Source organism: Rhodococcus sp. NS-SX18 (assembly GCF_057367935.1).
The window spans coordinates 1,169,345-1,182,462 of sequence record NZ_CM170633.1 but is presented as its reverse complement, the minus strand read 5'-3'; the positions used below and the strand labels follow the sequence as shown (position 1 = coordinate 1,182,462).

Sequence of the window (13,118 nt, the reverse complement as noted above, 5' to 3'; positions counted from 1 at the left end):
TCAGTCGGTCTGTTCCGGCGGCTCGACCGCGGCGGTCTCGGTGGACTCCGCGGTCCCGGTGTTCTCCGCGGTCCCGGTGGTCTCCGCGGTCCCGGTGGTCTCCGCGGTCCCGGTGCCGGCGGTCCCGTTCTCCGCCGTGGCCTCGCTGCCGACCACCACGGAGGCGCCGTCACGGTCGTCCGCGCCGGGCTGGGCCTGTGCCGGCGCACCTTCGCCGGCGGGCGGCAGGGCGACGACCTCGACAGCGGAGTCGTCGTAGGGCTCGTGGACCGGAGATCCGGCGCCGGTCGGCAGGGTGGTGTCCGAATGGGCTCCACACCCGTACCCCGAATGCACCACGTGGCCGTCGGCGGCGAACTCGTTGCCGCACACCCCGAACGCCGCGCGCAGGGAACCCGCGAGGGGAAGGTAGAACCCGCACAGCCGGCACGTCGAGGGCGCCGCCTTGGCCATCTCCGACTCCGGACCGTAGTCGCCGTCGTGCCAGCGCTGGGCCGCCTCGAGACGTCCCTCGAGGCTCATGACCTGTTTGCGGCCGAGGCCGATCTCGCCGGCCGTCTCGTCGATCTCGGGATCGCCGGTGGCGACATAGCCCGGCACGAGGCGCGGATCCCCGGCCGGCGGGGCGAGCAGATCGCCGGGGCCGAGGTCACCGGGCCGGATCCGCTCGTTCCACGGCACCCACCGGGGCGCGACGAGGGCGTCCGGTCCGGGCAGCAACGCCAGTTCGCTCACCGTCACCCGATCCGAGCCGGGCGCGGCGGCGACGACGACCGCCCACTGCCAGCCTCGGTACCCGGGCAGGTCCGCGGCGAACCGGTGGGTGGCGGCGCAGTCGTCCTCGGCGGCGACGCCCAGGTACGCGCCGACGCCGGTCTCACCGGCGTCCAGCAGCGCGGCCCGCGCGACGTCGACGGCGTCGGCCAGCCGAGGCTGGACGAGCTGTTCGGTAGAGGCGGACGCGGAGCCGGAAGCAACTGAGGAAGGCACACCACTCACGGAGCCCATTCTGCCGCACGGAACCGTCGCCGCGAGCCTCGGCTGCCATCATGTGGGCATGCGCCGACGTCCGCTCTCCGTCGCAGCCGCGATCGCGGCCGGTGTCGCAGCCGCGGTCGCGGCCGCCGCGTGCGGCTCCGCCCCGGCGGATCCGGGTCCGCCGGCCGAGCGGCTGCGCACCGAGATCGTGGCCGTGTACCCGCACGATCCTGCCGCGTTCACTCAGGGCCTCGAGGTGTCCGGCGACGAACTGCTCGAGGGCACCGGCCTGTCCGGCCGATCGTGGATCGCGGCGCGGTCGCTGGCCACCGGCGCCGAACGGGTCCGGGTCCCCGTGCCGGACGACATGTTCGGCGAGGGCATCACGGTCGCCGGCGCCACCGTGTGGCAGCTGACGTGGCAGGACGGGGTCGCGATCGCTCGGGACCGGGACACCCTGGCCGAACGCGGCCGCGCCGGCTACGACGGGGAGGGCTGGGGACTGTGCGCACAGAACGACCGGCTGGTGATGAGCGACGGCACGGCGGAACTGACGTTCCGGCACCCCGGGACCTTCGCCGAGACGGGCCGGGTCACGGTACTGCGTGAGGGCCGCGCCGCCACCCGGCTCAACGAACTCGAGTGCACCGACGACGGTGCGGTGTACGCGAACGTGTGGAAGACCGACGAGATCCTGCGCATCGACCCGGACGAGGGCCGGGTGACCGCCGTGGTGGACGCCGGGGCACTGCGCGAACACCTGACCGAAGGCCGGCGCGAGCGCATCGACGTGCTCAACGGAATCGCCCACCTGCCCGGTACCGATCGCTTCCTCGTCACCGGCAAGTACTGGCCGTCGATGTTCGAGGTGCGGTTCGTGCCGTGACCGCGGCACCGGTGGGGTACGTCGACGAACGCCGATCCGCCCGGTGCGACAGAATTGTGCCGTGACCGATTCGGACGAGGAACGCGCGCACGACGACGCGGACCGTCGTGCCGACGTCGGCGGTCGCCCCCGCCCGTCGGCCCGGGCCCCGCACCCCGGCAACGGCAACTATCCGCCGCCGCGGCGCACGTCCGCGCGGCGCACTCCCCTGCCACCGCTGCACCCGGTCGAGGACGCCCGCCGGCACCGGGGCGACGACACGTCCCGCGGCGAGCGGGCCGACGCCCCACGGGCCCCGCGGATGCCGCGCAAGCTCACGGTCACGCGCGTCGCGGCGCTACGCAGCCGGGAGCTGACGAGCAAGGGCATCGCGACGTTCCGCCGGGCCGCCACGGCGGACGGCGCGGACCGCTCGGGCCTGACGGCCCTGACCTACGCGACGATGGCGAACTTCGCCAGCGACGCCGCGGTCGCCGTGGCCCTGGCGAACACCCTGTTCTTCTCCGCGGCGACGGGTGAGGACAAGACCAAGGTCGCCCTGTATCTGCTCATCACGATCGCCCCCTTCGCGGTGATCGCCCCGCTGATCGGCCCGCTGCTCGACCGGTTGCAGCACGGCCGCCGGCTGGCGCTGGCCACCTCGTTCGCAGCCCGCACCGTGCTCGCGGTGGTGCTGGTGTTCAACTTCGACAGCTGGGGCCTGTACCCCGCCGCCCTCGCGATGATGGTGCTGTCCAAATCGTTCGCCGTGCTCAAGTCGGCGGTGACACCGCGGGTGCTGCCACCCGAGATCGATCTCGTCCGGGTGAACTCGCGGCTGACGGTCTTCGGCCTGGTGGGCGGCACGATGGGCGCCGGGGCGGTCGCCGCCGCTGCGGCCTGGTTGTTCGGCTCGTCCGGGGCCCTGTGGCTGTGTGCCGTCATCACCGCGTTCGGCGCGTACCTGAGCATGCGGATCCCCTCGTGGGTGGAGGTCACCGAGGGTGAGGTGCCGGCCACGCTGTCGTATCACGGTGCCGAGGCCCGCACCGAAAAGGTCGCGGCACCCGGGCGCGCCACCGGCGGCGGGAAGGGCCGTCGCCAGCCGCTGGGACGGGCCGTGCTCACCGGACTGTGGGGTAACGGCACGATCCGGGTGCTCACCGGTTTCCTGACCTTGTTCATCGCCTTCGTCGCCAAGTCGAGGACCGAGCACGAGCCCTTGGTCCAGGCCGCGATGCTGGGCCTGGTCGGCGCGGCCGCCGCCGTCGGCAACTTCACCGGCAACGCGACCGGCGCGCGACTCACCCTGGGCCGGCCGGCCTTGATCGTGGTGCGCTGCACCGCGGCCGTGACGGTGGTCGCGGCGCTGGCCGCCGCGACGGGCAGCCTGTTCACCGCGGCGCTGGTGGCGCTGGTGGGGGCCTGCGCGAGCGCCCTGGCGAAGGTGTCGCTGGATGCGTCCCTGCAGCAGGACCTCCCGGAGGAGTCCATCGCGTCCGGGTTCGGTCGTTCGGAGACGGTGCTGCAACTGAGCTGGGTGTTCGGTGGGGCGCTGGGGGTGCTGCTGCCCACCGAGTACTGGCTCGGGTTCACCGTGATCACGGTCGTGCTGGCCCTCGGGCTGACGCAGACGATCCTCACCTACCGTGGAGGCACCGTCGTTCCGGGCTTCGGAGGAAAACGCCCGGAACACGCCACCCAGGAGACCACCGGTCGCATCCCGCGGCCAGGCGGACGTACGACGAGAAACGGAACCCGATGAGACTGCAGCCCCGGACGAAGAAGACGATCGCGATCCTGGTGGTCGTGGCGCTGATCGCGATCGGCGGGCTCACCGCGGTCGTGGTCTCCCTCGTCCGGTCGGCACCGCCGAGCCTGCCCACGGTGACGGCATATGCGCAGGGCCGTACGGTCACGGTCGATCCCGGCCTGTGCAGCGCCGACGGCACGTGCGCCGGCCTCGAGGCGGTGATGCTCGAGGTTCCGGCCGGCATGCCGCTGCAGTTGTCGCTGCCGTCGGAGATCGCGGAGTCCGACTGGCGGCTCAACGTCACCTACGGTGATCCGCGCACCGGTGAGATCTTCGAGGGGTTCCGTGACTACACGCCCGGTCAGGCCCGTGCCGTGACGGTGCCGTCCGATCCCGGAGCGCAGTTGCTGAACGTGGTGCTGCAGCTGCCCGCGACCGGGGAGCAGGCGCCGGTCTGGGCCATCCAGACGTTCTGAGCCACAACGCGCACGCGTTCCGAGCCACAACGCGCACGCGTTCCGAGCCACAGCGCACGCGAGAGGGGCCTTCCGGTGCTGCACCGGAAGGCCCCTCTCGCTCAGGCGTCAGGCGTCGAGTTCGCGCGCGACGGCGCGCATGACCTCGGAGATCCGCTGGGCGGTCTTGCGCTCGGGATGACGGCCCCTGCGCAGCTCCGGCTGCACGGTGGCCTCGAGGAGCTTGATCATGTCCTCGACCATGCCGTGCAGTTCGTCGGGGGTGTGCCGCTTCTGGGGGGCCGCCTCGCGCCGGCCACCCTGACGGACCGACGGCAACGGCTCGAGCAGTTTCAGACTGAGGGCCTGCGGCCCGCGGCGGCCCGCGGCCATGCCGAACTCGACCCGCTGCCCCGGCTTGAGGCCCTCGACCCCGGCCGGGAGCGCGGACGCGCGTACGTAGACGTCCTCGCCCTCCTCCTGGGACAGGAAGCCGAAGCCCTTCTCCACGTCGTACCACTTCACCTTGCCGGTAGGCACTGCGTTCACCCGCTCCTCGACAGCCGTGCCCCGCAGGGCACGAGTGGATATGCAAAACAACGCGCCCCGCTTCGAGTGCGGGACGCGCAGACATGCGTCAGTGTACCCGTGGCGGAGTCCGCTTCCGAAAGTCCGGCGAAGGCGCGCCGGGCCGCGGAAGCACTACGGTGGAACGCGTGGGTACCTCCAGTTCTTCCGTACCGGGCAACGGCCTGCTCAAGGCCGCGCTGGCCTGCTTCGTGGTCGGGGTCGTCGCCGTCGTGGCGATCTTCCTGACCCCCGTCGTCACCGACGGCCGGCCGGGCCTGGTCCTGTATCTGCTGACTCTCGCCTGGCCGCTCGGTTTCGTGCTGGCCTTGACCTTCGCGCTGCGCTCCGGCCGGCGCGCCCGCGGAAGGGACCGCACGTGAGGATTCTGCTCAACATCATCTGGCTGGTCTTCGGCGGTCTGTGGCTGGCGCTGGGGTACTTCCTGGCGGGCCTGATCTGCTTCGTGCTGATCATCACCATCCCGTTCGGCATCGCGGCGTTCCGCATCGGCGTGTACGCGCTGTGGCCGTTCGGCAAGACGGTGGTGGACAAGCCCACGGCGGGGGCGGGTTCGCTGATCGGCAACGTGATCTGGGTGGTCGTCGCCGGCATCTGGCTCGCCCTGGGGCACGTGGTGACGGCGATCGCGATGGCGATCACGATCATCGGCATCCCGCTGGCGCTCGCGAATCTGAAGATGGTGCCGATCTCGCTGCTGCCGCTCGGGAAGGACATCGTCCCGGTGGACACCCGGCCGGGTTACGTGTGACGTTCCTCACATAACGCGGGAATAACGGGGAGGTCGCAGACCGGAACCGGCGATGGACTTTCGGCCCTACCTGCGGCTTCATCGCGCCACACCGGCCACCTCTGCATCGTGCGTGCGACGCCCGGCGTTATCAATTGGTGACAATCACCGTCCCGAGCCGTTACCGTCATGTCCGGCCGGTTGGTTCGGCCACCCCGGGTCCGTCGCGCCAAATCCTGCTCCGCGGAATCCCGGTGTCCCGACGAACGATCCACGGGAGCAGGAAGCGGGGGACCCAACGGTCTCCCAGGGAACACCGATTCCCAGGAGGCACCCGGATCGTCGCCACGCGACGGTCCTCGGGGTGAAGCCGAATCGCCCACCGGCGAGGAGGCCGGGCTACCTCTTCAGCCCGAACCCGACAGCTGACCTCGCAGGCGCGTACGGAGAGGAACCGGAACCGACATGAGCGGACGCCATCGCAAACCCACCAACACCGGCCGCACCGTCGCCAAGTTCGCGCTGACCAGCGCTGTTCTCGGCGTCACGGGGGTCGCCTTCAGCGGCACCGCCAACGCCGCTCCCGACTCCGACTGGGATCGCCTCGCGCAGTGCGAGTCCGGCGGCAACTGGGCCATCAACACCGGCAACGGCTACCAGGGTGGCCTGCAGTTCTCCCCCAGCACGTGGAACGCCTACGGCGGCGGCGAGTACGCCGCGACCGCCAACCAGGCCAGCCGTGAAGAGCAGATCGTCGTCGCCGAGCGCGTGCTGGCCGGCCAGGGCTGGGGCGCATGGCCGTCCTGCTCCTCGAGCCTCGGCCTGAGCAGTGCGCCGACGGAGCGCAGCGCCCCGTCCACGAGCGCCGGCACCGTCCAGAACGCCCCGGTCGTCGAGGCCGCCCCCGAGGTGCCCCAGGTGCCTGCCCTGCCCGCCGAGGCCCAGGGCCTGCGGGCCGGTTTCGAACAGGGTCTCGAGGCCCTGCGCCAGGCCGGTATCGCCGTCGACCAGAACCTCGTCGACGCGGTCAACGCCGCCCTGCCGAACTGACACCCGGCACAGCCGCACGAAAGAGCCCCGCACCTGCAGGTGCGGGGCTCTTCGCAATCCGGATCAGCGGTTGATGACGGTGCGGGGATGGGTGTACGGGAGGGCGTCGACGGGCAGCGGGAACTCCATCTCCTCACCGTACGGGGACAGCGGGCCGGAACGAGTCGAGGACAACTCGGTGACGGCGTGGTCCCCGTCCGCCACCTTGGGCCACCCCGGATCGACGTACTGCTTCTTCGAATTGTCAGCCATGCGCTCATTTTGGCAGGCAGGTTCACGGACAGCCACTTCAGGTCTCTAATCTTGGTGTCGATGACCGCCACCGACCCCGCCGCGCCGGAGACCGGCCCGGAGTCACTCGCCCACTGGCTTGCCGACCGCCGCGATGCCGACCTCGGCGAGCTGCTGCGCGCCCGCCCCGACCTGGTGGTCCCGCCACCTGCCACGATGAGCGTCCTGGCCGGCCGCGCACAGCAGCGCGCGTCGGTGTTCCGCGCCGCCGACGAGCTCTCCGTCCTCGACTTCGGGGTGGTCGAGGCCCTGACCCGGCTGGGTGCCGACCGGGAGCCCGTCACGCGACGCGCTCTGCTCGACTCCCTCTCCGGCCGGGTCACGGCCAAGAACGTCGACCGGTCCCTCGAGGCACTGCGGCGGCTCTCCCTCGTGTGGGGCCCGGCCGACGGGCTGCGGGTCGTCGAGGCCGCCGCGGCGACGGTGCCGTGGCGCCTCGGCCGCGGTCCCGACCCCGACGGGCTGCCCGACGAACTCGGCGCCGTCCTCGCCGATCTCGACCCGGCCCGGCGCAGCCTGCTCGACACGCTGGCGCGCACCTCCCCCGTCGGCCGGACCCGCGACGCCGCCCCGGGCACCCCCGCCGACCGGCCCGTGCAGCGCCTGATCGCGGCCGGCCTGCTGATCCGGCTCGACGACGAGACCGTCGAACTGCCGCACCGCGTCGGTCAGGCGCTGCGGGAGGAGGCGCCTTTCGACCCCGCAGCCCTCACCCCGCCCCGGCCGCTGCCCGCGACGCACGTCGTCGCCGACGTCAATGCCACCGCGGCCGGAGCCGCCCTCGAACTGCTGCGGCACTGCGAGAATCTGATCGACGCGCTCGGTGCCCTTCCCGCTCCCGCGCTCAAAGCCGGGGGTCTCGGGGTGCGGGAGCTGCGTCGCCTCGCCAAGACCGTCGACGTGGACGAGCAGCTCGCCGCACTGCTCGTCGAGCTGCTCGCCGCCGCCGGCCTGATCGCGCGGGGCATGCCGCAGCCCGCGCCGACCACGGACATCGACGACTACTGGGCGCCGACCACCGCCGCCGACGGCTGGTCGAACGCGCCCCCCGCGCAGCGCTGGGCCGTGCTCGCCGGCGCGTGGCTCGACGCGCCGCGCCGCATGTGGCTCGTCGGGCGCCGCGATGCGACGGACAAGCCGATCGCCGCACTCTCCGACGAGGTCCGGTCCACCGCCGCACCCCGAGAGCGACGTCTGCTGCTCGAGCTGCTCGCCGAGGTACCCGGGTCGGCGCCCGACGCGGAGGTGGCGCGAGCCGTGCTGGCCTGGCGGCGGCCGCGGTGGGCGGCCCGGCTCGGCGGTGACACGGTGGCCGAGACGCTGCGCGAAGCGACGGCATTGGCCGTCGTCGCGCACGGTGCTCTCGCCTCCCCCGGTAAGGCGCTGCTGCACGGCGGCGACCCCGACGCCGAGATGGCCGCGGTCCTGCCCGAGCCGGTCGACTACGTGCTCGTCCAGGCCGACCTGACGGTGGTCGCGCCCGGTCCGCTGGTACCCGAACTCGCGGACCGCATCGCTCTGGTCGCCGACGTCGAGTCGGCGGGCGCCGCGACCGTGTACCGGGTGACCGAGGCCGGTGTGCGCCGCGCCCTGGATGCCGGCACCGGCGCCGCCGACCTGCACGCCCTGTTCGCCACGCATTCGCGAACGCCGGTCCCCCAGGCGCTGACCTACCTGATCGACGACGTCGCCCGCCGTCACGGCCGGCTCCGCGCCGGGGTCGCCGCCTCGTTCGTCCGCTCCGACGACCCCGCGCTGCTGGCCGAGGTGCTCCGGCACCCCGTCGCCGTCCACCTCGCCCTGCGAGCCGTCGCGCCGACGGTCGCGATCTCGCAGGCGCCGCTGGCGGAGGTGCTCGCCGAGCTGCGCGGTGCGGGATTTGCGCCCGCGGGCGAGGACGCAACCGGTGCGGTGCTCGATCTGCGGCCGCGAGGCGCACGGGTGTCGGTGCCGCGGGCACGGCCCCGTTACGCCGGCCCGACCCCGCCGACCGGGGAGCAGCTCGACAACCTGATCCGCACGCTGCGCGCCGGGGACCGGGCCGCGGCCGCCCCGCGTGGGACCACGGTCCGTGGTGACGGCTCCCGCACCGGCGGTGCCGCGACGATGGCACTGCTGCAGCTCGCCGCGCGCGACAAGCGCAGCGTCCGGATCGGCTACGTCGATGCGCAGGGTGTCGCCACTCATCGCATCGTCGATCCGGTCGCCGTCGGCGGCGGACAGCTCGAGGCGTTCGACCCGGCCGCGGGCACGGTCCGCAGTTTCGTGCTGCACCGCATCACCACGGTCGCCCTCGTCGACTGACGGCGGCGGTGGCGGCCCGGCCGTCCCGCCTGGAGAATGGAGAGGTTGTTCTCTGTTCCCGTGCTAGGAGGCGTCCGTGCCCGACGGACCGTTGATCGTCCAGTCCGACAAGACCCTGCTCCTCGAGGTCGACCATGCGCTCGCCAACGAGGCCCGACAGGCGATCGCTCCGTTCGCCGAACTCGAACGCGCCCCCGAGCACGTGCACACCTACCGCGTCACCCCCCTGGCGTTGTGGAACGCCCGGGCCGCGGGGCACGACGCCGAGCAGGTCGTCGACGCGCTCGTCACCCACTCCCGGTTCGCCGTCCCGCAGCCGCTGCTCGTCGACATCGTCGACACCATGGCCCGCTACGGACGGCTGCAGCTGGTGAAGAACCCCGCGCACGGTCTGACCCTGGTCAGCCTCGACCGGGCAGTGCTCGAGGAGGTGATGCGCAACAAGAAGATCGCCCCGATGCTCGGCGCCCGCATCGACGACGACACCGTGATCGTGCATCCGAGCGAGCGCGGCCGGCTCAAGCAGGTGCTGCTCAAGGTCGGCTGGCCCGCCGAGGACCTCGCCGGCTACGTCGACGGGGAGGCGCACGCGATCAGCCTCGACTTCGAGTCCCACCCCTGGCATCTGCGGGACTACCAGGAGATGGCCGCGGACTCGTTCTGGGCCGGCGGCTCCGGTGTGGTCGTGCTGCCCTGCGGCGCGGGCAAGACGATGGTGGGTGCGGCCGCGATGGCCAAGGCCGGTGCCACCACCTTGATCCTGGTGACCAACACCGTGGCTGGACGGCAGTGGAAGCGCGAACTGATCGCGCGCACGTCGCTCACCGAGGAGGAGATCGGCGAGTACTCCGGGGAGAAGAAGGAGATCCGCCCGGTCACCATCGCCACCTACCAGGTGATCACGCGCAAGTCGAAGGGCGAGTACCGCAACCTCGAGCTGTTCGACTCCCGCGACTGGGGGCTGATGATCTACGACGAGGTGCATCTGCTGCCCGCACCGGTGTTCCGGATGACCGCCGATCTGCAGTCCCGGCGCCGGCTCGGCCTCACTGCGACGCTCGTGCGCGAGGACGGCCGCGAGGGCGACGTGTTCTCGCTGATCGGCCCCAAGCGCTACGACGCGCCGTGGAAGGACATCGAGGCGCAGGGCTGGATCGCGCCCGCGGAGTGCGTCGAGGTGCGGGTGACCCTGACCGACGCGGAACGGATGGCGTACGCGGTCGCCGAGCCCGAGGAACGGTACAAGCTGTGCTCGACCGCGCACACGAAGATCGCGGTGGTGAAGTCGATCCTCGACCGGCACCGCGACTCCCCCACCCTGATCATCGGCGCGTACCTCGATCAGCTCGACGAGCTGGGCGAGGCGCTGGACGCCCCGGTGATCAAGGGCTCGACCCGGAACAAGGAGCGCGAGGAGCTGTTCGACCGCTTCCGCGCCGGTGAGCTGAAGGTGCTCGTCGTGTCCAAGGTCGCGAACTTCTCGATCGACCTGCCCGAGGCCTCCGTGGCGGTGCAGGTGTCCGGCACGTTCGGTTCGCGGCAGGAGGAGGCGCAGCGTCTCGGCCGGTTGCTACGTCCCAAACACGACGGCGGGCAGGCGCACTTCTACTCGGTCGTCGCGCGCGACACCCTCGACGCCGAGTACGCCGCGCACCGGCAGCGGTTCCTCGCCGAGCAGGGCTATGCGTACCGGATCACCGACGCCGACGATCTGCTCGGGCCCACCATCGGCTGACTGGTTCAGCCGGCCGGGAGGCGGTACTCCTGTTCCGGGCGTCCCGTGCTGCCGTACCGCAGCTGCATCCGCAGCTGCCCCTTGGTGACGAGCGCGGCGAGATAACGCTGAGCCGTCGCGCGGGACACCCCGATCGTCACCGCCACCTCCCCCGCCGACATGGGCGTCGACGACGACGAGAGTGCTTGCAGGACAAGTTCTTTGGTCACCGAACGGGGCGCTCGGTCGGCGGTGCCCGACGGCGCGGGCCGCAGCGCGGCGAGCGCCGAGTCGATCTCGGCCTGGGTGAGTTCGGCTCCGGCTACCAGACGCCGGTACTGCGCGTACGCCGACAACCGGCGGGCCAGTTCGGTATTGGGAAACGGCTTGACCAGATAGCCCGAGGCACCGGCGGCCAGCGCGGCCCGCACCGTCGCGCCCTCGGACGCCGCACCGAGTACGAATGCGTCGCAGTCGAGTTCTCGGATCAACCCGATGCCGGAACCGTCCGGCAGGTACACGTCCACGAGCGCGAGATCGATCGCGGTCTCGCGGACCGCGGCGCGGGCGGCCGCGAGGGTGCCGGCGACCGCCGCCACCCGGAACCCGGCGACCGCGGCCACCACGCTCGCGTGCAACTCCGCGACCCGGAAGTCGTCGTCGACGACGAGCACCGTCAGATCGGATCCGCCCATCCGGTGTCTCCTTCGTCGAGTATGTCGGTCAGGGTGGCGACGAACACCGCGCCACCCGTGGGATTGTCCGGGGTGCGCCGCCCGCCGGGGTCGGCGAGGGTCACATCGCCGCCGTGCTGCCGGGCCACCTGCCGCGCCAGGGCCAGGCCCATGCCGCGACCACCCGGGACGGCACCGTCGGCGTGGGTGGTGACGCCCTCGCCGAAGATCTCCCCGGTCCGTCCGGCCGCGATCCCCGCCCCGGTGTCCGCGACGGCCACGTGCAGGTCTCGGCCGGCCTCGACGAGTTCGACCTCCACCTCGGCGGGGTCGTGCCCGTGTTCGCGAGCCGCCTCGATCGCGTTGTCGAGCAGATTGCCCAGCACGGTCGTGACGTCCACGGGGCATCGGACGGTGCCCCGCACCCAGGTGTTCTCACCGAGAACGAGCGCCACCCCGCTCTCCCGCGCGTGGGCAGCCTTGGCGGTGAGAAAGGCGTGCAGATACGGATCGGCGACGGCGTCGAGCCCATCGAGGGGCCGGCCGGCCGGTCCGGCGCCGAGGAGCTGCTCGAGGTACTCGGTGGCCTGCACGCTGCGTCCCTGCTGCAGCAGGCCGTAGAGCAGATGCAGACGATTGGCGGTCTCGTGGCGCTGGGCCCGCAGCGCGGTGGTCAGCGACTGCACGGCGTCCAGCTCACGGGTGAGCTTCTCGACGTCGGTCCGGTCGCGTACCGACATCACGGTGCCCAGGTCGCGCCCGTCGCGCCGGACGCGACGCGCCACGGCGAGGACGATCCGGTCACCCACGGCCGCCGCCACCGGCTCGTCGCGGGGGCTGCGCGCGACGTCGAGCAGGCGCGGGGTCAGACCGACGTCCTCGAGCCGGTCCCCCGCCCCGCCCCGCAGGTCGAGCAGCCGGCGGGCCTCTGCATTGACGACGGTGACCGTCCCCTCGGTGTCGGCACCGATCACCCCTTCCCCGATGCCGTGGAGCACGACCTCCTGCTCGCGGACCAGCTCGGCCAGCTGCTCGGGTTCGAGGCCGAGGGTCAGCCGCTTCCACCGCCGGGCCAGCAGCGCCGAACCCGCGGCACCGCAGGCCAGGGCCCCGGCTGCGACGAGAGACGCCTGCGCGACGTCCTCGCGTAGTTCCGACCGGATGCGGTCGGTGGCGATGCCGACGCTGACCTCGCCCACGACCAGGTCCGAGCCGGGGGCGACGACCGGCACCTTGGCGCGGACGGAGTCGCCCAGGGTGCCGCGCTCGCTACGTACCACTTCCCGGCCGGCCAGGACCTCGTCCGGGTCGGTGCTGACGCGCAGTCCGAGCAGGTCGGGGTCGGGATGGGCCAGGCGCAGCCCCTGCTCGTCCGTGACCACCACGAACAGCGCGCCCGTGGCGCCACGGACCGCCTCGGCGGCCTGCTGGACGGTACCGGAGGCGAGTTCCGGGTTGCCGGGTGCGACGACCCCGTCGTCGGCGGCGGCGAGCCGGGCCACCTCGGCCCGGACCGTGGCATCGACTGCCACGGTCCGGGCGACGGCAAGGGCCCGTTGTCCGTGCTCGTCGGTGACGCGGTGCTCGGTGGTGGTGACGAACGCCGCGAATCCCAGCCCGAGGGCCGCCGCGACGACGGCGGACTGCAACAGCAGCACCTGGGTCCGCAGCCTCACGACGCCTCCGGTGGTTCCGGGTCCGACACGATCGATCCGT

The 13,118-nt window shown here is 72.3% G+C and carries 13 protein-coding genes and 1 riboswitch; of the genes, 8 read left to right on the top strand and 5 right to left on the bottom strand.

The window, feature by feature from the left end; genetic code table 11:
• Nucleotides 1-1,008, bottom strand: a complete 1,008-nt coding sequence (locus AC2IPW_RS05485) for a DUF3027 domain-containing protein (protein WP_486376451.1) — start codon at nucleotides 1,006-1,008, stop codon at nucleotides 1-3.
• Nucleotides 1,009-1,057: 49 nt separating this feature from the next.
• Here AC2IPW_RS05485 and AC2IPW_RS05480 point away from each other — a divergent pair, with 49 nt between their 5' ends.
• From AC2IPW_RS05480 to AC2IPW_RS05470, 3 genes are all read left to right on the top strand, one after another.
• Complete coding sequence (locus tag AC2IPW_RS05480; RefSeq protein WP_486376450.1) at nucleotides 1,058-1,864, top strand: glutaminyl-peptide cyclotransferase; 807 nt, start codon at nucleotides 1,058-1,060, stop codon at nucleotides 1,862-1,864.
• 61 nt (nucleotides 1,865-1,925) lie between these two features.
• Nucleotides 1,926-3,608: an MFS transporter gene (locus AC2IPW_RS05475; protein WP_486376449.1), complete on the top strand. Its 1,683-nt coding sequence runs from the start codon at nucleotides 1,926-1,928 to the stop codon at nucleotides 3,606-3,608.
• Nucleotides 3,605-4,072 (top strand): DUF2771 family protein, encoded by a 468-nt coding sequence (locus AC2IPW_RS05470; RefSeq protein WP_003936417.1) that lies wholly within the window; start codon nucleotides 3,605-3,607, stop codon nucleotides 4,070-4,072. Before AC2IPW_RS05475 ends, AC2IPW_RS05470 begins: the two co-directional genes overlap by 4 nt.
• 108 nt (nucleotides 4,073-4,180) lie before the next feature.
• Here the strand turns inward: AC2IPW_RS05470 and AC2IPW_RS05465 are convergent, their stop codons facing one another.
• Nucleotides 4,181-4,591 (bottom strand): cold-shock protein, encoded by a 411-nt coding sequence (locus tag AC2IPW_RS05465; protein ID WP_193788702.1) that lies wholly within the window; start codon nucleotides 4,589-4,591, stop codon nucleotides 4,181-4,183.
• A 167-nt stretch (nucleotides 4,592-4,758) separates the two neighbouring features.
• Between AC2IPW_RS05465 and AC2IPW_RS05460 the strand changes: the two genes are divergently transcribed.
• The 3 genes from AC2IPW_RS05460 to AC2IPW_RS05450 all read left to right on the top strand — a co-directional run bounded on the left by AC2IPW_RS05460 (nucleotide 4,759) and on the right by AC2IPW_RS05450 (nucleotide 6,419).
• Nucleotides 4,759-5,001 (top strand): hypothetical protein, encoded by a 243-nt coding sequence (locus tag AC2IPW_RS05460; protein ID WP_054371187.1) that lies wholly within the window; start codon nucleotides 4,759-4,761, stop codon nucleotides 4,999-5,001.
• Nucleotides 4,998-5,390, top strand: a complete 393-nt coding sequence (locus AC2IPW_RS05455; RefSeq protein ID WP_486376448.1) for a YccF domain-containing protein — start codon at nucleotides 4,998-5,000, stop codon at nucleotides 5,388-5,390. The genes AC2IPW_RS05460 and AC2IPW_RS05455 overlap by 4 nt, the downstream gene beginning before the upstream one ends.
• A 211-nt stretch (nucleotides 5,391-5,601) precedes the next feature.
• Nucleotides 5,602-5,825: riboswitch (cyclic di-AMP (ydaO/yuaA leader) on the top strand.
• Between the two features lie 9 nt (nucleotides 5,826-5,834).
• Nucleotides 5,835-6,419 carry a transglycosylase family protein gene (locus AC2IPW_RS05450; RefSeq protein WP_486376447.1) on the top strand — a complete coding sequence of 195 codons (585 nt, stop codon included), beginning with the start codon at nucleotides 5,835-5,837 and terminating at the stop codon, nucleotides 6,417-6,419.
• A gap of 63 nt (nucleotides 6,420-6,482) precedes the next feature.
• Here the strand turns inward: AC2IPW_RS05450 and AC2IPW_RS05445 are convergent, their stop codons facing one another.
• The gene (locus AC2IPW_RS05445; RefSeq protein ID WP_003936421.1) at nucleotides 6,483-6,671 is read right to left on the bottom strand and encodes a hypothetical protein; all 189 of its coding nucleotides are present in this window, start codon (nucleotides 6,669-6,671) and stop codon (nucleotides 6,483-6,485) included.
• A 60-nt stretch (nucleotides 6,672-6,731) separates the two neighbouring features.
• On the opposite strand from AC2IPW_RS05445, the gene AC2IPW_RS05440 reads away from it, so the two are divergent.
• Nucleotides 6,732-9,014, top strand: a complete 2,283-nt coding sequence (locus AC2IPW_RS05440; protein ID WP_486376446.1) for a helicase-associated domain-containing protein — start codon at nucleotides 6,732-6,734, stop codon at nucleotides 9,012-9,014.
• A 76-nt stretch (nucleotides 9,015-9,090) separates the two neighbouring features.
• A complete protein-coding gene (locus tag AC2IPW_RS05435; RefSeq protein ID WP_003936423.1) occupies nucleotides 9,091-10,749 on the top strand; it encodes a DNA repair helicase XPB in 1,659 nt (552 codons plus the stop codon).
• 5 nt (nucleotides 10,750-10,754) lie between these two features.
• On the opposite strand, the gene AC2IPW_RS05430 is transcribed toward AC2IPW_RS05435, so the two are convergent.
• Nucleotides 10,755-11,423, bottom strand: coding sequence for a response regulator (locus AC2IPW_RS05430; RefSeq protein ID WP_486376445.1), 669 nt, complete (start codon nucleotides 11,421-11,423; stop codon nucleotides 10,755-10,757).
• Nucleotides 11,405-13,078: a sensor histidine kinase gene (locus AC2IPW_RS05425; RefSeq protein ID WP_486376444.1), complete on the bottom strand. Its 1,674-nt coding sequence runs from the start codon at nucleotides 13,076-13,078 to the stop codon at nucleotides 11,405-11,407. Before AC2IPW_RS05425 ends, AC2IPW_RS05430 begins: the two co-directional genes overlap by 19 nt.
• Nucleotides 13,079-13,118: the final 40 nt, after the last annotated feature.

What these genes read in the sequence shown, in the direction of transcription:
- AC2IPW_RS05485 (WP_486376451.1), bottom strand. Translation starts at nt 1,008, where the DNA reads ATGGGCTCCGTGAGTGGTGTGCCTTCCTCAGTTGCTTCCGGCTCCGCG.
- AC2IPW_RS05480 (WP_486376450.1), top strand. Translation starts at nt 1,058, where the DNA reads ATGCGCCGACGTCCGCTCTCCGTCGCAGCCGCGATCGCGGCCGGTGTC.
- AC2IPW_RS05470 (WP_003936417.1), top strand. Translation starts at nt 3,605, where the DNA reads ATGAGACTGCAGCCCCGGACGAAGAAGACGATCGCGATCCTGGTGGTC.
- AC2IPW_RS05450 (WP_486376447.1), top strand. Translation starts at nt 5,835, where the DNA reads ATGAGCGGACGCCATCGCAAACCCACCAACACCGGCCGCACCGTCGCC.
- AC2IPW_RS05445 (WP_003936421.1), bottom strand. Translation starts at nt 6,671, where the DNA reads ATGGCTGACAATTCGAAGAAGCAGTACGTCGATCCGGGGTGGCCCAAG.
- AC2IPW_RS05440 (WP_486376446.1), top strand. Translation starts at nt 6,732, where the DNA reads ATGACCGCCACCGACCCCGCCGCGCCGGAGACCGGCCCGGAGTCACTC.
- AC2IPW_RS05430 (WP_486376445.1), bottom strand. Translation starts at nt 11,423, where the DNA reads ATGGGCGGATCCGATCTGACGGTGCTCGTCGTCGACGACGACTTCCGG.